The 26,413-nt window shown below is 42.2% G+C and carries 21 protein-coding genes; 12 read left to right on the top strand and 9 right to left on the bottom strand.

Annotated features, from left to right (window positions below):
• The first annotated feature begins 60 nt into the window (after window positions 1-60).
• From VMW78_03085 to VMW78_03065, 5 genes are all read left to right on the top strand, one after another.
• On the top strand, window positions 61-780 hold the full coding sequence (locus VMW78_03085) for a lysophospholipid acyltransferase family protein (GenBank protein ID HUV49994.1): 720 nt from the start codon (window positions 61-63) through the stop codon (window positions 778-780).
• The gene (locus VMW78_03080) at window positions 780-2,429 is read left to right on the top strand and encodes a ribonuclease J (protein ID HUV49993.1); all 1,650 of its coding nucleotides are present in this window, start codon (window positions 780-782) and stop codon (window positions 2,427-2,429) included. Before VMW78_03085 ends, VMW78_03080 begins: the two co-directional genes overlap by 1 nt.
• 195 nt (window positions 2,430-2,624) lie before the next feature.
• Complete coding sequence (locus VMW78_03075) at window positions 2,625-4,754, top strand: DNA translocase FtsK 4TM domain-containing protein (GenBank protein HUV49992.1); 2,130 nt, start codon at window positions 2,625-2,627, stop codon at window positions 4,752-4,754.
• A 13-nt stretch (window positions 4,755-4,767) separates the two neighbouring features.
• Complete coding sequence (locus tag VMW78_03070; protein ID HUV49991.1) at window positions 4,768-6,093, top strand: ATP-binding protein; 1,326 nt, start codon at window positions 4,768-4,770, stop codon at window positions 6,091-6,093.
• 141 nt (window positions 6,094-6,234) lie between these two features.
• Complete coding sequence (locus tag VMW78_03065; protein ID HUV49990.1) at window positions 6,235-6,483, top strand: response regulator; 249 nt, start codon at window positions 6,235-6,237, stop codon at window positions 6,481-6,483.
• Between the two features lie 253 nt (window positions 6,484-6,736).
• Here VMW78_03065 and VMW78_03060 read toward each other — a convergent pair whose 3' ends face one another.
• The 7 genes from VMW78_03060 to VMW78_03030 all read right to left on the bottom strand — a co-directional run bounded on the left by VMW78_03060 (window position 6,737) and on the right by VMW78_03030 (window position 17,003).
• A complete protein-coding gene (locus VMW78_03060) occupies window positions 6,737-7,150 on the bottom strand; it encodes a response regulator (protein HUV49989.1) in 414 nt (137 codons plus the stop codon).
• A 50-nt stretch (window positions 7,151-7,200) separates the two neighbouring features.
• On the bottom strand, window positions 7,201-9,429 hold the full coding sequence (locus VMW78_03055; GenBank protein HUV49988.1) for an ATP-binding protein: 2,229 nt from the start codon (window positions 9,427-9,429) through the stop codon (window positions 7,201-7,203).
• A gap of 39 nt (window positions 9,430-9,468) precedes the next feature.
• Window positions 9,469-10,614, bottom strand: coding sequence for an ATP-binding protein (locus VMW78_03050; GenBank protein HUV49987.1), 1,146 nt, complete (start codon window positions 10,612-10,614; stop codon window positions 9,469-9,471).
• Window positions 10,615-10,883: 269 nt separating this feature from the next.
• Window positions 10,884-11,273 (bottom strand): response regulator, encoded by a 390-nt coding sequence (locus tag VMW78_03045; GenBank protein ID HUV49986.1) that lies wholly within the window; start codon window positions 11,271-11,273, stop codon window positions 10,884-10,886.
• Window positions 11,274-11,406: 133 nt separating this feature from the next.
• The gene (locus tag VMW78_03040; GenBank protein HUV49985.1) at window positions 11,407-13,089 is read right to left on the bottom strand and encodes an ATP-binding protein; all 1,683 of its coding nucleotides are present in this window, start codon (window positions 13,087-13,089) and stop codon (window positions 11,407-11,409) included.
• A 250-nt stretch (window positions 13,090-13,339) separates the two neighbouring features.
• The gene (locus tag VMW78_03035; protein HUV49984.1) at window positions 13,340-15,952 is read right to left on the bottom strand and encodes a PEP/pyruvate-binding domain-containing protein; all 2,613 of its coding nucleotides are present in this window, start codon (window positions 15,950-15,952) and stop codon (window positions 13,340-13,342) included.
• A 13-nt stretch (window positions 15,953-15,965) separates the two neighbouring features.
• Entirely contained in the window at window positions 15,966-17,003 is a 1,038-nt protein-coding gene (locus VMW78_03030) for a sigma-54 dependent transcriptional regulator (protein HUV49983.1), read from the bottom strand.
• Window positions 17,004-17,371: 368 nt separating this feature from the next.
• Here VMW78_03030 and VMW78_03025 point away from each other — a divergent pair, with 368 nt between their 5' ends.
• From VMW78_03025 to VMW78_02995, 7 genes are all read left to right on the top strand, one after another.
• Window positions 17,372-17,893 carry a CBS domain-containing protein gene (locus tag VMW78_03025; protein ID HUV49982.1) on the top strand — a complete coding sequence of 174 codons (522 nt, stop codon included), beginning with the start codon at window positions 17,372-17,374 and terminating at the stop codon, window positions 17,891-17,893.
• Window positions 17,894-18,103: 210 nt separating this feature from the next.
• A complete protein-coding gene (locus VMW78_03020; GenBank protein ID HUV49981.1) occupies window positions 18,104-18,628 on the top strand; it encodes a CBS domain-containing protein in 525 nt (174 codons plus the stop codon).
• 60 nt (window positions 18,629-18,688) lie between these two features.
• On the top strand, window positions 18,689-20,170 hold the full coding sequence (locus tag VMW78_03015) for an SLC13 family permease (protein ID HUV49980.1): 1,482 nt from the start codon (window positions 18,689-18,691) through the stop codon (window positions 20,168-20,170).
• Window positions 20,171-20,404: 234 nt separating this feature from the next.
• Complete coding sequence (locus tag VMW78_03010; protein ID HUV49979.1) at window positions 20,405-21,565, top strand: hypothetical protein; 1,161 nt, start codon at window positions 20,405-20,407, stop codon at window positions 21,563-21,565.
• A 22-nt stretch (window positions 21,566-21,587) separates the two neighbouring features.
• Window positions 21,588-22,067: a CBS domain-containing protein gene (locus VMW78_03005; protein HUV49978.1), complete on the top strand. Its 480-nt coding sequence runs from the start codon at window positions 21,588-21,590 to the stop codon at window positions 22,065-22,067.
• 49 nt (window positions 22,068-22,116) lie between these two features.
• The gene (locus VMW78_03000; protein HUV49977.1) at window positions 22,117-24,693 is read left to right on the top strand and encodes a PEP/pyruvate-binding domain-containing protein; all 2,577 of its coding nucleotides are present in this window, start codon (window positions 22,117-22,119) and stop codon (window positions 24,691-24,693) included.
• A 149-nt stretch (window positions 24,694-24,842) separates the two neighbouring features.
• On the top strand, window positions 24,843-25,265 hold the full coding sequence (locus VMW78_02995) for a response regulator (GenBank protein HUV49976.1): 423 nt from the start codon (window positions 24,843-24,845) through the stop codon (window positions 25,263-25,265).
• Between the two features lie 74 nt (window positions 25,266-25,339).
• Here the strand turns inward: VMW78_02995 and VMW78_02990 are convergent, their stop codons facing one another.
• Window positions 25,340-25,846, bottom strand: coding sequence for a CBS domain-containing protein (locus tag VMW78_02990; GenBank protein HUV49975.1), 507 nt, complete (start codon window positions 25,844-25,846; stop codon window positions 25,340-25,342).
• A gap of 75 nt (window positions 25,847-25,921) precedes the next feature.
• Window positions 25,922-26,377 (bottom strand): response regulator, encoded by a 456-nt coding sequence (locus VMW78_02985; protein ID HUV49974.1) that lies wholly within the window; start codon window positions 26,375-26,377, stop codon window positions 25,922-25,924.
• Window positions 26,378-26,413 lie beyond the last annotated feature (36 nt).

The raw sequence follows: 26,413 nt of genomic DNA, 5'->3' as shown, positions 1-26,413 counted from the left end.
CAAACTATTGATGCTATATTCGAGAAGCTTGAGATCAAAACATGATCAACTGATATCACTATGATACGAACCCCGTTAATTGCTATATGGGTTGTGCTTGTAACAATTTTTTTCAGTATTTCGGCAATTATTGTTTCTTTTATAACAAAAAATAGTGATATGTCGAATAAGGTTGCGGCAATATGGGCGCGATTTATACTTGCTGCAAGCTTTATCAAGGTTAAGGTTATCGGTCTTTCCAACATAGATCCTTCCAAGTCTTACATATACATGGCCAACCACCAGGGGAACTTTGATATTCCAATTCTTCAGGCACATCTTCCTGTTCAGTTTAGATGGCTTGCAAAGGCGGAACTTTTCAAAATACCTGTTTTCGGCTATGCCATGGGAAAGGCAGGCCAGATAAGCATAGACCGATCCAATCGCAAGTCTGCATTTAAAAGCTTAAGAAATGCGGCAAGGATTATTCGAAACGGAGTTTCGGTTTTAATTTTTCCAGAGGGCACTCGCAGCTCTGACGGAAATATCAGCCACTTCAAAAAGGGTGGTTTTGTTTTAGCTGTTGATTCCCGCGTGCCGATTGTTCCGGTTATTATTCATGGCTTATGGCCGCTTATGCTTAAAAACAGGGTTTTTGTAAGACCAGGAAAGGTGGTGCTGGAGTTAAAGAAGCCGATTGAATCAGCAGAGTATGCCATGAAGACAAAGGATGATCTTCTGAAAAAAGTCAGATATGTCGTCTGTGAATCATTTTATAACAGGAAAAGAGATTTGTCGTAATGTTAAAGATAATACCGCTGGGCGGTCTGGGAGAAATCGGCCTGAATATGATGGCCTTTGAGTATGGTGATAGCCTTTTTGTGGTTGATGCGGGGTTAATGTTTCCTGAAGACTATATGCTTGGCATTGACATTGTAATTCCTGATTTTGATTATATCAGAAAGCATAAGCACAAGCTTTCAGGGATTGTTTTAACTCATGCGCACGAAGATCATATCGGTGCTTTGCCTTATCTGCTCAAGGAAATAAATGTGCCTGTTTTTGGGACCCCCTTTACTCTGGGTATCGTAAAACAAAAACTTAAAGGACATGGCATCCTGTCAGCCGCATCATTGCATGAAGTTTCTCCTTGCGAAAAGCTTAGATTAGGTGTTTTTGAGATTGAGTTTATCCGTGTCTGTCACAGCATTGTGGGTGGGGTGGGTCTTGCCATTAAAACCCCTTTTGGTCTTGTTGTCCATACAGGTGATTTTAAAATTTCTCAGACCCCGATTGATGGCTTAATGACCGACGTAAACAGGTTTGCCCAGTGCGGCGAGGAGGGTGTTCTGCTGCTGATGTCGGATTCAACAAATGTTGAAAGGGAGGGACATCCTATCTCAGACCAGAAGGTGGGCGAGACACTTTCAAATATTACTGAACAGAGCAGCGGACGATTAATTGTCGCCCTTTTTGCCTCCAGCATTACCAGGATACAGCAGATGATCGATATTGCAAAGGCAAAAGGCAGAAAGGTCATCTTTGACGGAAGAAGCATTAAAACAAATGTAAGGATTGCAAAAGATTTTGGTTATATTAGCGTTCCTAAAGGAACGGAAATCGATGTTAAGCAGATTAACGACTTTCCTGATGATGAAATAGTAATAATCACCACCGGAAGCCAGGGAGAACCCATGTCCGCCCTTTCCAGAATGGCCGACGGCAGACATATGCGGATAACGATCAAGAGAAATGATACGGTTGTTCTTTCATCAAAATTCATTCCAGGAAACGAAAAAGCAATTGCTAAGATTATTAACAGCCTTTACAGACGAGGGGCTGATGTTATTTATGAGAAAATATCTGATATCCACGTGTCAGGCCATGCTTTTCAAGAAGGATTAAAGCAGATGATCAATTTGACTAAGCCGAAATATTTTGTTCCGATTCACGGGGAATTCAGGCATTTAATCCTTCATGCACGGCTGGCTGAGCAGGTTGGTATTTCAAAGGACAGGATCCTTTTTGCTGAAAACGGTCAGGTAATTGAGTTTGATGAAAATGGGGGAAGAGTTCAAGAAAAAGTTTTAACAGGCCGCGTGCTAATTGACGGTAAAGGCATCGGAGATGTGGGCTGGAGCGTACTTAAGGAAAGACGCATTCTGTCAGAAGATGGTATTGTTGCTGTAACCATGGCCTTCGACGAAGAAACAGGGATTGTGGTATACGGGCCTGAAATTGTTTCCCGTGGTTTTGTGTTTGAAACTGAAACAGGGCATCTTCTGGAAGATGCCAAGTGTGTTATCCTGGAAATCATAGAAGAAATGGAGCCTGAAGGGCCGGATCGGATCGATAAGATACGATCGAGGATTCAAAGGGATCTAAAGGAGTATTTCTATTTTACAATAAAAAGACATCCGATTATATTCCCCTTTATTATTGAAATATAATAAAAAAAGCAACCGTTTGCAGTTTACAGTTATCGGTTCACGGTTGAAAAAAACAGAAGGCAGGGGAGAATGAGGTTAATATATTTTCTGATTTAGATGCGAAAGAATTAATTCAAGAGTTGAAATCCATATCCAAAATGCTTCAATCGTTGCATGGTTCATTAGAAAAAACCGTGAACGGTTACAAAGAAACTTATGCGTAAAGAAATCATAGGAATCCTGCTGTTTTTTCTGGTTATTTTTATGCTGGGCAGTCTTTTATCCTACAGCCCGGCAGACCCTTCGATTCACAATGCAAAGGCTTTAGGCTCTACTCACAACCTTTTTGGGGTGTTTGGATCCCATTTGGCAAGCGTTTTTATAGGTCTGTTTGGGCTGGGAGCATTCTGGCTTCCGATTTTATTGCTTTTTGCGAGCATTCATTTCTTTTGCAAGCATCCCTGCAGAGCGGTTGTTTTAACGATAGTCGGCGGCATTCTGCTTGTTATAACAACAGGGAGTCTTCTGGCATTTCAGCAAAACCATTACCTCATTTTTGGAAGTAAATTTTCATCAGGCGGCATAATCGGCATTCCGCTAAAATCATTTCTTGTAAAATATGCCAATTCCACAGGCGCTGTTATTATACTAACCTTTGTGTGGACAATCGGTTTTATTCTCGCCACCGGTTTTTCCATAATTAACTTTATAAGGCTCTGCTGGAGGGTGGCCATTGTTGTTTCAAACCGCATAAAAACATTAATTATCATATGGAAAGAACGAAAATTAAAGGCTAAAAAGCTTTCAAAAATAAAAAAAGAAAAAAAAATACAAATCAAAACACCTGAAGCAAGGCATATTAAAAATACCCCGGCGCCAAAACAGGAAGTATTTGAATTCATGCATAGTGAAACAGGGTTTCAGTTGCCTTCCGTCAATTTGCTCGACGACCTTCAATCTCCCCCGATTTCCGCCGATGATGAAAATTTACAAATGCAGTCAAAACTCCTTGAAAAAAAGCTTGAAGATTTTAGCGTTAAAGGAAAAGTTGTTGCCATATTACCAGGCCCTGTTGTTACAACCTTTGAATATGAGCCCGCGCCTGGTGTGAAGATCAATAAAATAGTCAGCTTAACAGACGATCTGGCCCTTGCTCTTCGAGCGACAAGCATCAGAATCGTGGCCCCTATTCCCGGAAAGGCGGCAATCGGAATTGAGATTCCAAATAGCACAAGAGAGATAGTTGGATTTAAGGACATTATTATCTCCTCTGTTTTTGAAAAATCCAAGTCTTACCTGACCATCTGCCTTGGGAAGGATATTATCGGCGAGCCTGTTGTGTCAGATCTGCACAGCATGCCGCATCTGTTAATTGCGGGCGCAACCGGAACAGGCAAGAGCGTGGGCTTAAATGCCATGATTTGCAGCATATTGTACAAGGCAAATCCTGAAGATGTAAAATTCATCATGATTGATCCAAAAAGGATAGAACTTTCAAGTTATGATGGCATTCCGCACCTTATTATTCCTGTGGTAACAGATGTCAAAAAAGCGACTAATGCGCTATTCTGGGCTGTGCATGAAATGGAAAAACGATATGAAATGCTTTCCGAAAAAAAAGCAAGAAACATAAATCAGTATAACAGGAAGGTAGAAAAGGAAAGTGGGAAAGCAGAAGGGGATTCCCTGAAAAAAATGCCGTATATCATTATCATAATTGATGAGCTTGCAGATCTTATGATGGTGGCTTCACGGGATGTTGAAGTGGCATTGACACGACTTGCACAAATGGCCAGGGCAGCTGGGATTCATTTATTGCTTGCCACTCAGAGGCCTTCGGTGGATGTACTGACCGGCATAATCAAGGCGAATTTTCCTACCCGTCTTTCTTTTCAGGTTTCATCCAAGACTGATTCAAGAACTATAATTGATGCAAACGGGGCTGAAAATTTACTGGGAAACGGTGATATGCTTTTTGTGCCTCCTGGAGCAGCCGGCATTCAGCGTATCCACGGGGCGTTTATATCAGAGGGAGAGATTGTAAAAATTACGGAATTTTTGAAAAACCAGAAAAAACCTGAATATGATCAGTCAATAATAGAAATGGTTGTCAAAGAAAAGGCAGTATCAGATAATCAGGAATACGACGAAAGATATGATGATGCCGTAGCCCTCATTACAAAGACAAAGCAGGCATCGATATCTATGATTCAGCGTCATTTGCGCATAGGATATAACAGAGCGGCCCGCATTATTGAAATGATGGAAAAGGAAGGAATCGTCGGGCCTTCAGACGGCGTCAAGCCAAGGGAGGTCCTTGTTCGTGGATATGATAAGATGCCATGATGAGTAGTTACAAATGGATTTAGAAAACAAACTCAAACTAAACAAAACCGCCTTAATTATTTCCTGGTTTATAGCCTTTTTGTGTTTTATTTTAACGCTTATGATGAGCATTCAAAAAACCTGTGTCGGAGCTAACAGCCTGTTCTGGATTCAAGGCACAGGTATTGTTGCTCTACTGATAGGAATGGCCGGAGCTTTATTTTATGATCAATGGCACTCCCGCATCCTTCAAAATCAGATTGCAGAACAATCCAAAGAACTCAAACGATGCGATGAAAGGTACAGGAGCCTGGTAGAGAGTGCTGAAGATTTTATCTTTACAGTTGATGACTCAGGCCATTTCCGATCATTAAATACCTTTACAGCTGCTTTTTTCGGTGGGACTCCTTCCCAATTTATTGGTCAGCCTCTGTCAAACCTTTTTTCAAAAGAAGTTGCCGAAAAACAGCTTGGCATTATTAAGCATGTTTTTCAGGTCGGTAAAACCGTCCGTGATGACTTTATGGTAACAACAGGAAAACATCAGGTTTTGCTTAATGCCAATTTTATGCCTCATAAAGATGAAAAAGGGAATGTGCGATCTGTTCTTTGCATTGCCAAAGATATAACTGAAAGTAAAAAATTAGAAAACCAGCTAGTTAATACCGAAAAACTAGCCTCAATGGGTACCTTAGCCGCGGGGGTTGCACACGAGATTAATAATCCTCTCGGTATTATCCTGGGTTTTACCGATCTTCTCCTGGAAAAATGCGAAAAAAACAGCCAGGGTTATCAAGACCTGAAAACAATTGAACACCACGGCCTTCATTGCAAGGCAGTAGTGGAAAACCTGCTGAGATTTGCTCGTCATGGAGAGGGCCTTTACGAACACTGTGATATCAATGAATCTATCAGAAATATCATGGATGTGGTTAAACACTCATTGGACATGAACGACATTGAGCTTCGATTAAGCCTCGCGCCGGATCTTCCTGAAGTTAAAGGTGATTTACGACAAATGCAGCAGGTAATACTGAACCTGGTTAATAATGCAACGGCTGCAATGAAAAATGGAGGTATCTTGTGGATAAGTTCGGTTCTTGATGCTGATAATGAAAAGGTATTTGTAATTGTCCGCGATAATGGACATGGTATCTTGCTTGAATACATGGATAAAATTTTTGATCCATTTTTTACAACAAAGAGTGAAGGGGAAGGCACGGGGTTAGGTCTATCTGTAAGTCACGGCATTGTAACTAAGTACGAGGGAACTATTTCCTGTGAAAGCAATACAGCCAGCTCAGATAATAACTCAAAAGGAACCACTTTTACCATTACACTCAGAATTAAACAGGACTGATTATGGAAGGAAAAATTTTAATAGTTGATGATGAAAAAGACATGCTTGTCCTCTTAAAAAGAATACGATCCTTTGAAGGTAGTAGAACTGCTGAGAAAACAGTAATTTGATATTATAATAACTGATTTGAAAACGCCAAAGATGGATGGGATAGCTATCCTTGATATGGTAAAAAACATTCAACCCTCCGCTGTTGTGGTAATCATGACAGCATATGCAACCATTGAAGCTGCAATAGAAGCAACCAGAAAAGGCGCTTTTGACTATATATCCAAGCCGTTCCGTAAAGAACGGATACTTATGACAATTGATAAGGCCATGGAATGGCAAAAGCTCACACAGGAAAATATAGCTCTGAAAAAGTCCCTCCAGCAGAAAAAAGGAATATAAAAGATTATTATCAGACATGGACATAAAATTATAATTGAGCAATGAGCATATTTTTTAATAATTATTATCAAATTTAAATAGGGATTGTTGTATTTTTTCTAGTCTTTTATGTAGTTTGCACGCTGTGGTATGGTTTTACCGTTCTTTTCATGTTTGAAGGATGGGGCCTGAGGCTGGAACATTAAGCCATTAACATCATATACATTTAATTGCAGGGTCATATTTAGTCGGCCCTGCAATTAAATAAAATTTACTATTGCTTCTTTTCTTCCTTTAGCTCGCTAATTTCCTTCCTCATCTTCTTCCATTCCAGCGCTCTATCAATTGCAATCAATATCTGTTCTTTGCGAAAGGGTTTTGTAATATAATCATAGGCTCCTTTGTTTATTGCCTCTTCTGCTGACTCAATAGAACCATAAGCCGTAATAACCAGTATCGGGATGTATTGATCTATCTTTCTTATCTCAGCGATAAGTTCTATGCCATCCATGCCTGGCATTTTTAGATCACTTATAATTATATCATATTCTCTTTCTTTCACAAATTGAACTACCTCCAAAGGATTATTGGTGGTAGTTACCTTGTGTTCTGTCTTTTCTGAAATAATCATGGCGAGAAGAGCAAGCATGTCCAGCTCATCATCTACAATTAAAATTCTCGCGGCCATCATACCTCCTTTTTAAAAAAATGCTTGAATTAGATTGAGTTTAGGTCCTACTATTTCCCTGAGGGAACAACTGGCAAGGTTACTATAAAAGTTGTACCCATCCTCTCCCTATCCTCTTCTTCAGCCACTGTCTCAAAATCTATGGTTCCCCCATACTTAGACACAATACCACAACTGACCGAAAGCCCCAGTCCTGTACCTTCCCCTCTCTTTTTTGTTGTAAAAAAGGCATCTAGTATTTTGTCTCTGTATTCTCTTTTAATACCGTGGCCTGTATCTATAAAAACAACTTCTACCTTACTGCCCGAAGAATTCAATCCGGTAGAAATAGTCAAAGTCCCTCCACCTTGCATAGCAGCAACAGCATTGGCGATTAAATTCATGAAAACCTGCTGCAGATGGCCTGAATCTCCTCTAACTTTGGGCAAGTCTGTGGTAATATTCTTTTTTAAAATTATCTTTTCTGTAACCAAAACATTCTCAACCACAGAAAGCACTCTTTCAAGGTTTTCGTTTACATTTGATGAATATTCGGTTTTATCCGGATATCTGGCAAAGCCTAAAATGCTCTCGATAATTTTTTTGCAGTTTTGAGCCTGCCTTTCTATTGTTTCGAGAATCTCATGATTTTTGGTGCTGGATTCTATTTTTTCTAAAAGAATATCTGTAAAACCTAAAATCACCGCTATCGGCTGATTGAGTTCATGGACAACGCCGGCAGTCAGTTTTCCAAGTGAGGCCAATTTTTCTGTATTATATATCTGTTCTTCCTCCAGTTTCCTACGTTCTGTAATATCCCTTGAAATCCCCAAAGAGGCATAAACTTTTCCGGATTCATCCTTAAGGGGAACGAAGTTGCTGGTAAACCAATAATCGCGGTTGCCGGATTTAACAGGATATTTTACATTAATATTATTTCCGCTTTTAAATACCTGTTCAACAAAACCCATCTGTAATTTTGCACTTTCTTCGTCAAAAAGATCGTACATGTTTTTTCCTGTCAAATTATCCTGGCTGTCCTTAAAAAAATTTGCCGCGCATCTATTCACTGAAAGGAACTTCCCGTTTTTATCAACTGTAAATATCAGGTCCTGCGCGCTTTCAACAAGGGTTTTGTATTTTTCCTCCGATTTTTTCAGCTCTTCTAAAAACTCCGCCAGATTTTTTGTTTTCTCCCTTACCTCTTCTTCCAGGGCATTGGCCCAACGCCTCTCAAAGCCGATCACATACATGCAACCCAGAATAATGACCAATATTATAGTGCCCTGAATATAAAACTGGCGTATATATACAGAATGAATAACACCCTCTACCTCGCTCATGGGTGATACTACAGCCACAGACCATGACCATTCACCGCGATAATAAACAGGTGTATATGCAATTAACTTTTCCATCTCGATTTCTATACCCCGGTGCCATCCTGAGATATACTGGCCTGTGCCTTCCTTACCTTTAAGCATTCTTTCTTTTTGAATCATATTAATTTTGGCAAAAGATATTTTGGGCTTTTTCATCTCACGGATTTTAAAGGCATCCTCTCCGATAAAGGCTCTTTGGGGATGATAGAGGAAGACACCTCTTTTATCTACAACCCATGCATATCCGGTTTTACCCATTATTATTTCTTGAGTAGCTTGTTTGACCAAATATGTTATGTCAACAGCAAATATAAGCACCCCGGACAGACGCCCCGTGGGTACAGGATGCGCCTCGTCAACTGATTCCTCATAAGTAGGTGTAGCCAAAAGCATGACAAGTTTATCAGGATACTGCGGACTCGCTCCCATGATTTCACAGCAATAAATTCTATCTTTACTTTCCTTCCTGATGGCCCATTTAAAATAATCCGCATTTGAAAAATCACCCTGGATAACAAGTGACGCCCCTCTATTATCAACAATATACGCTGTCTTTCCGCTCCGGTCTATTAGCTTTATTTCAAACACCCCTTCTTCCTTAACACCGGATAATGTTATATTCATCCGCTTTGCCCAGGAAACCTTCTCAAGATATTGAATTGAAGGAGAAAGGTTTAAAAGTGAAAGCTCACGCTGAATATAATCAAGACTATGTTCCATTCTGCTTGCAGCATACCTGGCTAATACCAACTGCTGCTGATTAAAATCCTCACAGATAATCTCTTTCATCTGCCTGGAACTGGTTATGCCGAGATATACGGCTACCATAAGAAGCACAATGATGAGAGCACCTACAACGACTATGGCCCTTCTTATATTAAAGTATTTTTCTTTATAATATCCTTTTATTTTAAACACTTTATCCTCAAGAAAATACCCTTGATATGAAAAAAATCATCAGTCATCAAATGAAACAACCGGTAAAACAACAGTAAAAGTTGTGCCTTTTTTATCTTTGTCTTCTTCTTCGGTCATAGTCTCAAAGGTTATGTCCCCGTCATACTTGGACACTATACCGTAACTGGCCGAAAGTCCCAATCCAGTCCCGTCGCCGACATCTCTTGTGGTGAAAAAGGGATCAAATATCTTGTCTCTGTATTCTTTTTTAATACCGTATCCAGAATCTTTGAAAACTATTTCTACGCCATTACCAGAGTCGTTGAGTCTGGTACAAATGGTCAAACAGCCTCCTCCCTGCATGGATGAAACAGCATTTGTAATCAAATTGATAAATACCTGCTGCAGATGTATAGAATTCCCCCTTACATTAGGAAGATCTTTTGCATAGTTCTTAACTATGGAAATATTTTCAGTAAGCAATATATCTTCAACCAATGAAAACACTTTTTCAATACTTGCAGTTACGTTAGTAGAATATTCGGTAGAGTCAGGATGTCTCGCAAAACTTAAAAGATTTTCGACAATTCTTTTACAATTTAGCCCTTGTCTTTCTATGGTTTTGAGCATATCGAAATCCTTGCTCCCGGGTTCCATCCTTTCTAACAGAAGATCTGCAAAGCCCAGTATTACTCCTACTGGATTATTGAGTTCATGGGCAAGGCCGGATGCCAGTTTGCCTAAAAATATCAATTTTTGTACATGATAGAGATGGTCTCCGCTCTTTTTCCACCTGGTAATATCTCTGGCCATTTCAATCACTCTTGTAACAACTCCATTTTCATCCAGCATTGGATAGGCTATCACTCTGAAATATGAAACTTTACGACCCTCATAATGGGTATGAAGCACTTCGCATGGTTCGCCTGTATTGAGCGCTTCCTGCGCGGGACAGGTATGATTCGGAATATTACAAGGTTTATCCTCATCATGAAGAACCTGAAAACAATGCCTGCCTATAATCTCCTTTTTTTTCTTTCCAACCCTGTTTAAAAGCGTCTCATTTACTTCTTCTATTCTGTAATCCTTATCAACAACCATAATCTGATCTCTGATCCCATTGATAATGGACTCTAAAAATTTTTTGTTTACCGGTGGGTTGTCCTTTCGGCCCTCACCCACAATAGCAACACTCATTTCCTTCATTTTTTGTTTTACCTATCAAAGTTGTTAGAAAAATTAATCTATTGCAACTCAATTGAATGTTTTACTAACCAGACCCACTTCATTAATATGTTTTTACAGTTATCTCTCCCCTATTCCTCCACATAATATTTATTTAAAAACTCTTTAATATACCAGTCAACCATGGCATCATTAAAAAGAGTTATATCTAATTGTTTCGTGTATGCTGTCATGTGAGCCGATATGCCTTTCAGCAAAGCATTCATTGATATTGAAAATACGATCCGGCGTTATTTTTCTTTTTCCTTGAGCAGCTTGTGCTGGTAAGCCTCTCCTGTTTTGATAAGCAGTTCGTCGATATCACAGGGTTTCATTACATAATCGTAGGCGCCTAATTTCATGGCTTCCATTCCAGACCCGATCGATGCATGACCTGTAAGCATAACGATCTCTATGGCCGGCTGGATCTGTTTGATTTGCTTCAATGTTTCAATGCCATCAATTCCGGGCATCTTGACGTCTATAACAGCCACGTCAAAAGAATTCTGTTTTACCAGCTCTATGGCTTCGTTGCCGCTTGCCACATCAGTGATGTTGACCTTTCTTAATTTCAGTCTCTTAGCAAGAGTTGTTCTAAAGTCATCCTCGTCATCGACTAGCAGCATCCGAATTTCTTGCATTTTTCTATCTCCTTTATATTATTGTTACGGTTCAAGGTTCAGAGGTTCACCGTTCAAGGTTAATCGCTTCACGTTTTTACTATTATCATTGATACCATTTCCCCACTCGACTACTCGACTAATTCCTCTGAACTTAGACTTTCGTGTCCTGAATACAAGTTGGAGGCAATGTAATATGAAATGTTGTTCCCGCGCCGACTTTGCTTTCGACCGTAAGCCGGCCGCCTAATTTTTCAACTATACTGTAACTGGTGGAAAGTCCCAGACCAGTGCCCTTACCGACCGGCTTAGTCGTAAAAAACGGATCAAATATCTTTTTTTGAATTTTTTCCGTCATACCATGCCCCGTATCAGCGATAGAGACGAGAACGCCTCCGTCCTGCCCCTTTGTAATGAGACGTATCACGCCATCTTTATTAATTGCATCTATAGCATTGTTCACGATGTTGATGAAGACCTGTTGTAATTGGGCTCCGTCAGTGACTATGCTTGGCAAGTCAGGCTGGAATTCTTTCATTAGGGCTATATTCTGAAACATTGCCTTTTTGTTCAAGAAATCATGTGTTTCATCCAGGACAGAATTTATATCTACATTTTCATGCGCCACATCTTCCTTGCGGGCAAATCCCATGAGACGACTGATAACTTTCTTCCCCCGCTGAACATGCTTTTTGATATCCTGAGTAGACTTGAATAGCTCACTGTAATTGGGGCTATTCTTTATATCCTCTTCGATCAGCAAGTCTCCCATCCAGCCGGCCTTTTCAGCAATAACGGCCAGGGGATTGTTGATCTCATGAGCGATGCCGCTCGCTAATTTACCAATGGCCGCTAATCTGTCAGAGCGAACAAGCTGTTCGCTAAGTTGCAATTTTTCCATGTCGATTTTTTCCAATCTTGCAAATACCCGCTTGGTAATAAAAACGGTGCTGATAATTATAATGAAGGAGCTGATGATAAAGATGAGAAGAACGGTATTTTTAACATGAGCCATAGGGCCCAGCTCATGTTTTAAATCCTGTTCGATTACCATCAGCCAATCGTTGTTCTTTAACCAGGTACTGGCACAAAGAACAGACTTGCCTTTCTGGCGCTTTTCCGTTTCTTTTATACCTCGAAACACGGAAGGCATTTTGAAATCGGATTTAGTCAGTATCAGGTCGTCGCCGCCGCCGATTATCTGATAGATACCTTCCCGGCTCAGAATATATGCGTCACCGCCGCCTTTACCCAAAAGGGCTGTGCTCATAAAACCATTTATCATGTTTATGTCTATGGTCACCCGTAATATCCAAGGCTTTCCATCTTCTATCCTTTTTACGGCAATGATGAAATGGGGAATGTTTCTAAAACCAAGAAAGACATTACTGATATAGACATCTTTTTTCATGACTTCCTGAAACCACTCTGCCGAACTGTATTGTTTACCCGTTAATTGATATGGCCCGATATAAGCAACCTGTTTACCATCACTGTTAATTATACCCATATCCTGAAAGGCACTGGAAACCATTTTTGATAACTGAAAAACATTGTGCAGATTTTCTTTTTTTTCCAGGTAGTCAAAGTGGTGGGTATAAGCCAGAACACTTAAGCTGTTAGCCCTGTCATTTAGAAAAAGCTCAATGGTGTCTTTTCTGTTTTTCGTTATAAGCTTTAATTCGTTTCCGATCTTTTCCTTGACCGTGATGCTATAGTAATGGTAAGTAGTCCCGCCTAAAAGTATTAACGGAATAAAAGCTATGAAAAAAATGATACCCATGAACTTTGAGCGCAAGCCGGTATAATATCGGTGTAATTCTTTTTCCTTATTCATGCGTAATTCTCTTATAAGTGCCTAAAGTGAGCTAAAGTATATTAAAGTGCCTAAGGTTGTGGTACGCCTTCGGCGTGCTGATTGATAATCCAAAGATAGAGAGAGTTTGTATCGTTTGTACATTAATAGCATTAAAGAACCTATATAAAATGGCAGAATTCCTTAATCTTAGGCACTTTGGCTCATAGAATTGATAATTTAAATTATGCCTCTAAAAACTATCGAGAGCTAAGTACAACGTTTTATTGCATTATTGGGAAACATCCACAAATGAAGAAACTTCTTTTAGTATTTTTTCCACGTACTTGTTCACCCTTCCGCTGTTAGACAGTACCATATCCAACTGCCTGGTATGCATGACAAGATGACCGAGAACCTTCAATCTTTCTTTCAAAAAAGGTATTTCCTGTCGCTCCAGCCGGGCAAAGACTGTGTCGCCCTTGATCTGAACCCAAAAATCGAATTTTTCCAGAATCAGCTTAATAAGGTTGGCCCTTCGCTGTCTGCGGACGTTATCGGCGCCGCCGCCGTTAAAATTAAAACAGATGTAATTTTCCGCCACCTTGTCACCGAAAAAAGCCTCCACAGTCGAAAAATGAAAACCGAATCGCGAACTGAGATGGCAAAAATTTCCGGATATTATAAAGTAATTACGGTCAGCGTAACGTGAACGTATGCCGGGAACAAGACTCCTGTCCATCGTCGCTCCATACATGACGGAAAAAAATCCTTTTGTATCTATCGGCGGTGGGCCTTTCCATGGAATAGCCGTTATTCCCTTCCACAATGTCAGCATGGGACCGGAGGTTATATCTTCAAGCCCGATCGTACCCCCCCCCCCGGTTCCTTCTCTACAACCACCACCCAGATCAACAACCCACCACTGCATAGGAACATCAATAACCAACCTCCTGGCTAAATGCTCAGGGAAAGAAGCATCCTTTTTGAACTCAAAAAGCTCACACAAGGACATCTCGTGAGCAAAGCGGATAATGTCGTGTATAGTCCGGCATCCTTCAGGTGTAAAATCCGATGCATCCGGATCGGTAAGGTTGAGTGGCGCAATATATTTTAAGACATTCCCCAGGGAGTTATGAACAGGACTTCCCTTCATCAAACTTGTCTTTTCAGCCTCCTTTTCAAGGAGAGACTCCGCCCTGCCTGCATAGACTGCGCAGCCGGTCGCATCGACCGTAACGAGATCTCCATTACGGATATACTCCGTGGCGGTTGAAGTTCCAAAAAGGGCGGGAACCTTGAATTCGCGAGCCACGGCCGCCATATGACCTGTGACACCTCCTGTGTCTGTGATGACTGCAACAGCGCTATTTAAGAGTGCCGCCCATTTAGGAAGGGGATTTCTGGCTACAAGCACGGCCCCTGGGGGAAACTGTAGCATATCTACAGCTGTTTCAACCACAAAGGCCGGGCCGCTGGCAGCCCCAGGGCTGGCTGCTACACCGCCGGTCAGAATCACCGGTAGGTCAACCTTTGGTTCTGGAATATCCTTAATCCCTGTCGGTTCTTTGTCAAGTACCATCAGCGGCCGGCTTTGTAAAATCGAGACAGAACCATCCGGTTCAAAAGCCCATTCAATATCCTGTGGAGCGCCAAAATGTTTTTCCAGACGGAGGGCCAATTCGCCTAACAAAGCAGCTTGTTCATCGGTAATTGCCGGTTTATTGGCCTGTTCTTCGGTTATATTCGCAAGGCATATTCCTTCCAAAGCGCCGGAAACAAGCTGCTGCTTTTTGTCGCTGATTTCGCTTTTCAAAATAATTTTCGGATCTTTTTTGGAAAGAACAAACAGGTCATGGGCCATACTTCCATCTACCACCGACTTGCCAAGCCCCCATGCAGCATTAATTATAATACACTCATGACGTATATTCCCGGGATCTGCCGAATACATAACGCCACCGGCTTCGGCATCGACCATAGTCATGCAGCCGACACACATAATAATATCTTCATCACGAAATCCCTTGTTTAAACGATAGGAAACAGCCGGAACGGAATATTTGCCGGCAAGGACCTCCTTGTAGGAAAGTATCAGATTTTCTCTGCTCACGTTGAGTACAGACCGATACTGCCCGGCAAAAGAGGCATCCCTGGTATCCTCCCCGAGAGCACTGCTGCGCATGGAAACATGAAAGCCATGACCTGCTTTTTCCATTAAGTCAGTGTAGGCGTTCAGAATGGCATCTTCAATTTCCGGGGGGCAGGGTGCAGTAATAATAAGATTCTGGATATCAGAACTGGTTTCATGAAGCCTGGCTATATTTGTTGGTTCAAGAAATTGAATCCGACGGTTAATCTCATCTTGCAGATCACCATATTCCATGAAACACTCATGGGCCGCAGCCGTAATGACAAAACCTTCGGGAACAGGAAGACCAAGAGCATTTTTAACCTCGCCCAGATTTGCCATCTTGGCTCCAACATGGTCGGCCATTGTTTTATCGATGCCCTCAAGCAAAAGGATTAATTCGCCCCCGGTCTCTAACTTTTTTTGTTGTAACTCCCTGTCAATTTTTAGAAGAATATCTTCAAGTACCCTTGGAAGTTCTTTATATTTATCATTTGCTATTTCATTTAAGCAACTGATGATCTTATATATATTGACTGAAATTGCTGTACAGTTCGCCCGAATAAAGGACATTCCGAAAGTGCGGCTTCCCGAAAATGTCTGTTCCATGTCGGTTATGAGTTCCAACACCTTGTTATTTGTGCTTAGAAGGGTCTTAAAATTCAAATACCTGTTTGTAAAAGCATTCCGAAGGTCTTCAACTGCGACCTTATGTTTAACTTTTTTGGGATCATCTTTCAGTAGTTTTTTGAAAAACTGTTTTAATCCAAACATAAACCAACCGTTTTTACGACAGACCTTTCTTCAGGGTGGCCGATGAGATCTCAGTCATTGGCTTACCCTTTCGGTCCACCTTTAAGTTATATTTGTTGAGCTTGTGTCTCAACGTTCGAGGGCTGATGGCCAGCATTCCGGCTGCTCGTTTCCTGTCGCCTCCCACACGGTAGAGCGCATCCAGGACGGCTTTTGTTTCGGCCGATTGCTTAACTTCTTCCAGGTTCATCATCCTGGGAGGATCTCTAAAATGCCACAAGAAGTCGGAAGGGAGATGTTCTATATTTATAACATCGTCATTATTGATAATGAACACTCTTTCCACAAGATTTTTCAATTCCCTGACATTGCCGGGCCAATTGTAACGAGAGAAAATATCGATGACCTCTAATTTTATCGTGGGTTTGGGCCTTTTGTAATTGGCTGCCAATTGATCTAGAAAGCGATCCACCATCTTGGGGATAACCGATTTTCTCTCTCTCAAAGGAGGTATATATATAGGAACCAGGTGAAGTCGGTAAAAAAGATCATCGCGAAACAACCCCTGCCTCATCTCAGTCTTGAGGTCCTTATTGGTTGCCGAGATAAGGCGGATGTCAACCTTAATCAGCTCATTTCCTCCGATCCGTATAAATTGGAAATCTTCCAGTACCCGCAAAAAGTCCACCTGGTTTTCCAGTGGTATTTCAGCGACCTCATCGAGAAACAGGGTTCCTTTGTCAGCCAGCTCAAGGCAGCCCTTTTCCCGACGGATGGCCCCTGTAAAGGAGCCCTTTTCATGCCCGAAAAGCTTGTCCTCAAACATCAGGCCGGAAAGAATACCGCAGTTAACCGGTACAAAAGGATTTTCAGCCCTGGAGCTTTGCAGGTGAATGATCTTGGCAAGCAGTTCCTTGCCTGTGCCGCTTTCTCCTATAATGAGCACATTCACATCGTATTTTGCTACTTGATCAACCTCCTTCATGATGGAATGCATCACATCAGAACCCAGGATAAACTCCTGCATGATCGATTTTTGAAGGTGTTTTATATATAGAGATTGTATTTTCACAGGTCTTTGCAGCTTTAGATCTCGGATATCCTATGACTTATAGAAGCCTGTCTATCCTTAATTATCAACCAACTTTTTGAGCCATTTGTCCGGTAGTCAAGACCGCAGGCTAAGGGCTGGATAAAACAATGGCCGAAAAGATATTATCACGAATAGGCTCTGAGTGTCAAACAGATTCATTTTTAAAACGGCAAACTTTTGCCTCTATCGGCAACAACTTGCCCAAATTATATATCAGGAGTCGCTCCTTGCAAGGTGCCTGCATGGAATAAAAGCAATAAATAACAATAAGTTATTAAAAACGAGGTGTCTCTTGGGAACTGGTATATTTCTTGCTTTGTATGGTAAAAGATCGGGGAAAACAGACTATGCCTCCAGAAAAGCTCGTTAAAGATTTTATGCGTTCCTTGGACCACTATTCTTACATCAAAGAGAACAAAACAGTCCGGGAGGCTATGAAGCTTATGGACAAGGCAAGGAAAGAGGGTACACATCCGTGCCTTTTTGTCGTGGGAGAGGAACAGTACCAAAAGCAGTTTATCAAAGGCTTTGTTACACCCTCTGAGCTTGTCTTTGGATTATCAGCCCATTTTTTAAAAGGCGCACAAAAAAGCGGCCCTGTATTCTGGGAGGGGCAGCTTGAAGCAGAATGTATGGAAGGGCTCAAGAAGCGTGTTCGAGAGATCATGGTTCCGGTCGTGGCTTGTATTCGGGAAAGCAACATGCTTATGGAAGCAGTTTTTCTGTTTAACAAATACCACATTGATTTTCTCCCCGTGGTGAACAGGGATGACGTAGTGGGAATGATTCACATCCATGAAATTTCAGCCTATATTGCCGGACTGGCATTAGGAATACAGAGCAGATCAAAGGAAGAAAGCAAAACATAAGACCTTTGCAAAACCCTTCCTTTCTGCCATTCCAACTCGCCTGCCGTGCCTGCACAGGCAGTCGGGTGGGAATCCATGGAATAGTCGCAAAATATGATTTACCCCAACTTATTGAGAATTTACATTTAGAGGTCTCAATGTGCTGATTTTACAAGTGGATTAGTGCGTTGTTTGGATTTACACAAAACAATTTATTAAAGGAGGTGTGGCATGTCGAATGCCAAGAAGGTTAGAGATTTAATGGTTGATATAACCGAGTATCCGCACATTCCGTATTGGCTGAGTGTGAGGGAAGCTATTTTCCTGATTCGCAGTACTTATGATGAGAAATCGGGCATGGGAATACATCGCATGGTTCTGGTGTTTGATGAAAAGTATCAACTCCTCGGCGTCCTGACACTCAAGAAACTTCTCACCGGCATTGAGCCGAGATTTCTTAGAAGGGATGAAAAGTCGGCTTACCAGGGTCTGCAACACGCCGATTACGCAGGACTTGCGGCTCTTGTTGAAGGGACCTTTTCCGAAGGATGCAAAGAGGAGGCAAAAAAGCCGGTGAGTGAGGTCATGATTCCGATCGAAGCTAAGATTGACGTGAATGATTCTATTGCAAAGGCGGCATTTATCATGATTCAGGCTGACGTTGACCTGATCCCGGTGATGGAGGGTGAGATAGTAAGAGGCGTCCTGCGCATGAGCGACGTTTTTAATGAGCTAACCAAAATTGTGGTAGAGTAAGGGAGGTGTAAGATGGTTGAAAAGAAAAAAGCGATTGCTACAGGGCCTGGCCTCCCGGAGATGCCTGATGAGATTTTGATTTCTCCTGAGAAGCCTGCATTAGACTGGAAGCGCCTGCTTTTTATGGGAATAGGGATTGTCCTGTTTCTAATTATCTATTATTCTTCGCCATGGCCGGATGCGGTTGATCCCCTGGGCGCCCACTTCCCGCTGGACAAAGCAGCTAAAGGAGCTCTTGCTGTATTTATGTTGGCAGGCACATGGTGGGTATTTGAGGTAGTACCGATCGGTGTGACCAGTATTATGATAGGGGTGCTGCAGACCCTGTTTCTGATCAGACCGGCCAAAGTAGCTTTTAGCAATTTCATGGACCCCTCGGTAGGGTTTATCTTTGGCTCGGTTGTTATCGGCATGGTCTTTACAAAAACGGGCCTTACCAAGCGCATGGCATATAAAATGCTTTCTATCGTGGGAGAAAAGACCAGTATGATCTATCTGGGCTGTTTTCTTGTAACGGCAGTTCTTTGCCATATCATGGCCCACACAGCAGTGGCTGCTACGGTATTTCCTTTGCTTATGTCTATTAATGCACTATATGGAGAAGGCGACAAACAGACCAAGTTCGGCAAGGGGCTTTTTATAGGTATGGCCTATGTGGCAGGAGCAGCAAGCATCGTTACCCTTTTAGGCGCGGCACGCGGTGCTGTGGCTGTCGGCTTCTTTAACGATATCATGGGAAAGGATATCACCTTTTTTCAATTAACCTATTACATGATGGTTCCCGGGTGGCTTATGGTTTTTGCCCTGTGGGGATTTTTCATGATCTTTTTGAAACCCGAGAAAAAGAGCATACCTGGTCTTAAGGAAAAAGCTAAACAACTATGTAGAGAAATGGGGGGGATGAATAAAGGTGAGGTTATCGCCATAGTCATTGTCGCTTCAGTGGTTATCGCTCTTGGCTTGCGGTCCTTTATTCCAGCATTGAAGGTATATCACAAGACTGCGATTATGTTGCTTGCGACCGTCATATTCTTCCTTTCAAAGATTCTTGATCAAAAGGATCTGGAAGAGATACCCTGGAATATTATCCTGCTTTTCGGCGGGGCCATGAGCATTGGTTTTTGCCTATGGGAAACAGGTGCGGCTAAATGGCTGGCTGTAAACTGGCTGGTTATGTTCCAGAAATCATCAGGTTTTGTGTTTGTTCTTAGTATCGCTTTTTTTGTTATGATTATGACAAACTTTATCATGAACGTGGCTGCCATTGCCATCTCTCTTCCGGTGGCTCTGGTTATTGCACCGTACCTTGGCGTGTCCGGTGAGGTGGTGCTTTTTTCGTCACTGGTCACAGCCGGCATGCCTTTCCTTCTGCTGGTTGGTGCAGCTCCTAACGCTATTGCCTATGATTCAAAGCAGTTTACCACGGGCGAGTTCTTTATGTATGGAATTCCTGCCAGCATTCTTCTGATGGCATGTGTTGCCCTGTGCGTGGCGGTGATCTGGCCTATTATGGGGATGCCGATCAGTGTGCCCATACCGTAGTGAGTGAAGTGATGAAAGTAGTTTGGACTTTTGGAAGCCGGTTATAAGCCGGATAGCTTGTACGTTCAGTTTAATTGGTTCCGTTAGTTTTAATTGGTTGGATTTGTTAACTAATGGAACCAATCAAACTAATAAAAAACGCAAAAAGACTAAAATGAAAGGTGCAATCCACTTTTATCTTGTTATAAAGGATGTCTGGCTATTCATCATTTTTAATTTATGCTGGAGGAGTATATGGATTACATAAATAGTGCAGAAATTATCCCCGACTACCAGACTACAATGTTCAGTCAGTACAATTTACTCACATTCTTTGGCAAACTAAAAGAGGCGGCAATAAATTATTGTAAATTTGATATGGCCAGGACCATGGCTGTCAAGGTTGAGTGTCCGGATGAAAGCCAAGGGCTGAAAAGCCTTTATTGTATAAGCGCTTTCGGGACACACCCTTTTGTCGGAGGAAAGTTGGGAGCTGAACTCGACACCGGCGCTATCGCTCCAGCCTCACATCACGCTGAGAATCTGGTTTATGTGATGGGAAGCCATACCGGGTACGACCATCAGACAAAGTCATGGGGTAGGATTTACCGCGAAAAAGAGGGGGGGAGTAGCGCTGCCTGCTGCGGCAAATTAGCTGCTGTCATGGAGCCCTACCTCAAAGAGTATGAATATGCTAAAACCAACATCAAGGTTTTTAAAAAAGATGGCGAGGTTTTTCTTAAGATTCCGCACCGATTTCTTGGAACTCAGAGTTTTGTTGAGCACTCCTCTGTCCGGTTGTGCCTGAATTCCTCTTTAATAAAAACAAAGGGGGATGTGCAAACAGAAGGTATTATAATGACAGAAAGTCCACACTTGGTTATCTTTAAGATTCATCCGGATCTACTATGTGCTCTCAGAGCTAAAAACAAAGATATAACAGATGAGCCCACGCCGATAGGAGATGACCTGACAGGGGACTATTTCAAATTCCAATGGGTCTCCCCCGATCCAGTTCCGGATGACATTACCGGGCGATTACATCCTCTGATGCACAAAATCGTTTCCAGTTTGGACTATCATCCAATGGTTACAGTTGCCAATGTGCAAACCCAGATAGAGTTCAACCGGTTCGTGGATGCCATCCATGCAATTCCGGACGTAGAGACTAAAGGAATTTTCGGTGTATCCGGTTTGACTGTCGATTTGTATTTTGAAGGGCGGCCTTATCCTTATTCCAATGTTTATTATCCACAATACGCTTTTTTTAAACGCGATGACCAAAGAGAGGGACTCATTATGGGTCCGTCTGAGATCAACAAACTTCTGGCCGCTTATCCCCTTGCAATGGAAAGAGTCTCTATAGATCGGATTCTTGAATGCAATGACAAGGGAAACAAAGAAATTAAGTTTTAGCCAACACAGAAAACGAGATTTAATGATGTCTGAAATTAAAAAACTAAAAAATTTTGTAGTTTCCATCACAGATTACCCACATATGCCGTATTGGGCCACCCTGGAAGAGGCTATTGTTCTGCTGAATTTTTCTTATGAGACAGGCCATGACACTATTTTGGTTTTTGATGAGTCTTATAGACTCATTGGTGTTTTAGACCAGAAAAAAATTTTGAGAGATATCCATCCGGGGTTCTCAAAACTTTCTCCGGAAAAAGTTTATGATGAATGGGAAAAGCTTATATCAACCCATAAGCTTGATCAGTTTAAAAAACCGATAAAGGATTTTATTACTCCATTTAACATCATTGTAGATATCGAAGATCATGTCCTGAAAGCAGCCCATCTCATGCTTAAACACGATATAGATCTGCTGCCGGTTAAGGAGTCGAAAAATGTGGTAGGGGTAGTGAAAATGCATGATATATTTCATGAGATTGCAGCGTTTATTCTCAAGTTTTGAAGTATAGCTGCTCAAGCATCTTCCCTGTAAAGAGGATTTGAGGGGTCAAGTGCGTAGGTTATTAAGCATATTCAAAAAGATCAAGTTTAAAAAAGTCGACATTCCCAAAGCATCTCCTCCTGATAAAATGTCATTCAAAGAGAGATACGATTGCTTTCAGAAACTCCTCGCCGATAACAACTCCATCTTGGAGACACAGGCAGATATGGAAGAAAAACTCTCAGGGGATTATATCTTTGACATGCATTATGTTAATTCCAGGTGTGATATCCTGGTAGAAAAAGTTCAGAGTGTCATAGAAAATCTCAATAGCCTCTCAAACGGAGAATATCGTGGTCTCTATGATGCATTTGAAAAAATTAACGCTGTAATCAAAGATACCCTTATCAAAAAGATCGAGATTCCGGTAACGGATTTCACTATACCTTTTGAAGATGTAACAAAAGATATGGTACGCAGTGTAGGTGGCAAGAACGCCAATTTAGGGGAAATCAAAAACAGGCTTAATCTCCCGGTCCCTGAGGGCTTTTGTATAAGCTCCCATGCCTTCAAGAGATTTATGGATTATAATGAGTTGGGAGATAAGATTAATATTTCTTCGGTAGGTATAGATAGTTTGGTAGAGCTCACCAGGGCAAGCAAGGCTGCGCAAAACCTGGTTCTGAATGCCAGAGTCCCAGCTGATTTAGAAAAAAGCATATTAGATGCAGCTTTGGAACTAAAGAGAAAGGCGGGGCACAGGGCCGGCGGATTCTATGCATCCGTCAGGAGCAGCGCCATCCATGAGGATGCCCAATTTACCTTTGCAGGGCAGTACAAGACCGCTCTTAACGTTGCGCCGGAGAACGTAGTCTCAGCATATGTTGAGATTATCGCCAGCCTGTTTACCTCAAGGGCTATATTCTATTGTAGAAGTAAAGGCTTCCACATAGAAAATATGGTTATGGCCGTTGGAGTGGTTGAAATGATTGATGCCAAGGCAAGCGGGGTTGTGTACTCGCGTGATCCCACGGATGAAGGCAAGCTGGGGATCATAATCAATGGGGTTTGGGGCCTGGGGAAATATGTTGTTGATGGTATAGTAAAACCACATACTTATGTAGTCTCAAGGGATATTCCCATGCCCATTTTGGAAAAAAACCAACCCGCGCAGCCGTTTATGCTCATATGCGGCCTTGAAGAGGGCGCAATAGATGTCAGGGTGCCGGATTATATAAGACGAATGCCGTGTCTGACCGATGAACAAGTAACCACCCTTGCCGGATATGCCCTGGTACTTGAGAAACACTATGGGAAGCCACAGGATATAGAGTGGGCGCTTGATTTGAATGATAACCTTCTGATTTTGCAGGCAAGACCACTTCGGATTATAGCTGAAAAACGGAGCAGGCCTGTTCCCAGATCTTTACCGGGCCATAAGATTTTGATCAATAAGGGGCAAATTGCCTGCAAGGGTGTCGGCGCCGGAAAGGTATATTTTGTCACCAACGATGAAGAATTAAAGAGCTTCCCGGAAGGGGCTGTTCTCGTAGCCAGACACACCTCTCCAAGATTTGTGACTGCCATGAATAAGGCCGGCGCTATTATTGCGGATGTAGGAAGCCCTATAGGCCATCTGGCAGCAATTGCCAGAGAGTATGGTGTGCCCACCATTCTTAATACCGAGATAGCCATGAAGACCTTGAAAGTCGGCCAGGAAATCACCGTTGATGCGATTAATGGAACTATTTATGAGGGGCGTATAGAGCAACTTATTGAGGCGGGAAAAAGCGATAACCCTTTTAAGGATACCGCTGTTTTTGAGATGTTAAGAGCTGTTTTGCAGAGCATAGTCCCTCTGAACCTTATCTGTCCTGAGGATGAGAAGTTTAGTCCACAATATTGTGAAACCTTTCATGACATAACCCGGTTTGCCCATGAAATGGCGATGAATGAGATGTTCAAGCTCGGTGAAGGTGCACATCGAAGAAAGGGCGGGGCAGTGAAACTGGTAGTCAAGCTTCCCCTTGATGTGCGTGTGATAGACCTGGGCGGTGGTGTGGAAAAGGCTTCAGACAATATTACAGTCGATAATATTGCCTGCATCCCCATGAAGGCTCTCCTAAAAGGGATGATGGCCATAGAATGGCCGGGCCCCCCACCTGTAAATGTAAAAGGCCTGCTCAGTGTAATTGCCAGTACCACTATGCAACCCAACTCCGAAAGGTCATTGTCGGAGCCCAGCTTTGCTGTAATATCCAGGGAATACATGAACTTCAGTGTCAGGCTCGGTTATCACCTGCAGACCATCGAGGCGTATGCAGGTGAACGCATCAATGATAACTATATCCGTTTCTTGTTTAAAGGTGGCGGGGCATCCCATGACAGACGTGCCAGAAGGACTCGGCTCATAAAGGAGATTTTAGAAAAGATAGACTTTCACGTTGATAGGACCGGCGATGTACTGGATGGCAGGGTAACCAATTATGACAGAACCAGTATTGAGAAAAAACTGGGTGTAATGGCCAGGTTGACCGCATTCACCAAACAATTGGATATGACTCTATTTAATGATGCTGTTGTAGACTGGTATATCAAGGAATTCATCAAGAAACATTATAACGAGAAAACCAAACCGGACGCCTAACTTCTATTAATCTACAAAAATAGACAAAAAGCACGGCATAGTGTGTGATATCATGAAAAAAAACACTGATACCAGACTGAATCAGGCCCGAGGGCTCGTTCCGCTGATATAACTAAAACTCAGGCACTCTGCGTACACAGGAGATAAGGATGGCTGCACAAATTTTGGTTGTTGACGATGAACTTGATATGCTTGCGCTTCTTGCTATGATTATTTCGGAAAAGACCAAGCACAAAGTTACTACCACCAACAATCCCTTAGAGGTGCCTGAATTGATTAAAACAGGAGATTATAATCTACTGATTTCCGATCTCAAGATGCCAAGTATGGATGGTGTGGGACTCATCGCTGAGATTAGAAAGATAGATAAATATATCCCCATAGTCATCATCACTGCTTATGGCTCTGTTGAGTCGGCAGAAGAGGTTATACGTAAAGGCGCCTATGGTTGCATCACCAAGCCCTTTCGTAAGGAACAGATATTGATTGCTATTGATAGGGCATTAGAGTGGCAACAGATGAAAAAGGAGCTGCGCCGACTAAAAGAAAAAACAGTTGCCAATACTCCATAACCCTTTTTCCCCAAGCCCTTAGGGTCTGTCATGAATGTAATATTTCATGACAGACCCTCGTCCTTGCACAACATTTATTGGGCCAAAACAACCTTTTTCATCTCATCAAAGATCTCTATGAGCCTGATCATCCCCAGGACCTTGTCGCCCGACACCACCGGCATCCGGCCTATATTTTCGGTCACCATGGCGTGAACGGCCTCGGACAGGGGGGCACTTTCATCTATGCTAACCGGAAATGAAGACATAACCTCTTTGACTGTTTTTTTCAATTGTGCCTTACATTGTCCTGAGAACTCACCATCGTAATGAAAGACAGGATAGTTTTTAAATGATTCAGGGGTTAACCAGGAATCGCTACGCCCAGTCGGGGTATATTTAGGTACCATCGCCATCAGAGCGTCTCTATGCGACAGTTGTCCTATCGGCTCATTGTTTTCGTCCAGAACCAGAATCGCGTGATGCCCTGTTTTAGCCATAAGTTCAAAAGCATCCCTGACAGACTTATTCGATGAGATGCTATCGTAATCTTCAAGCGGGATCATCAGATCCCTTACTTTTCTTTCTCCACTACTTGTCATAATAACCCTCCGTTTTTTTTGAAGTGTTTGCCTCAACTTAAAAAACGCAGCCAGGATATCTGGAGCGTAAGGAGTCTATTTCTCCTTGACCTGTTCAAAGACCCGTCCGGGATGGCCTTCCAGCTCACGGATCCTGCTTTCCTGAATTTTCATTTCATGGGCCTTTTTCTTTTCATAGGCCTGTGTCATCTTCTCCAGCAACTCATCAAAATCTGCGGGTTTCATTATGTAATCAAAAGCGCCTAATTTCAGTCCATCAATGGCCGTTTCTACGGTTGAGTGGCCGGTGAGCATAATCACCTCCATGAGCGGCCTTATTCTTTTCATTTCCTGAAGAGTTTTCACACCGCCCATACCCGGCATTTTAACATCCAGTATTACCACATCAAAAAGTAGTTTATCCAGAATCTCCAGTGCCTTTTCCCCGCTTTCCGCACCGGTAACATTAAGTTCTCTCTTTTGAAGACGTTTTATAAATGTTTCGCGAAAATCATCCTCATCATCAACTACCAACACCCTAAACTCTTTCATTGTTATCCCTCCTTATTATATTCTGTTCAGCAAAAG

It is taken from the genome of Anaerolineae bacterium (assembly GCA_035529315.1).
Classification (GTDB): Bacteria; Desulfobacterota; Desulfobacteria; order Desulfobacterales; family ETH-SRB1; genus Desulfaltia.
This window is presented reverse-complemented; position numbering and strand designations above follow the sequence as displayed.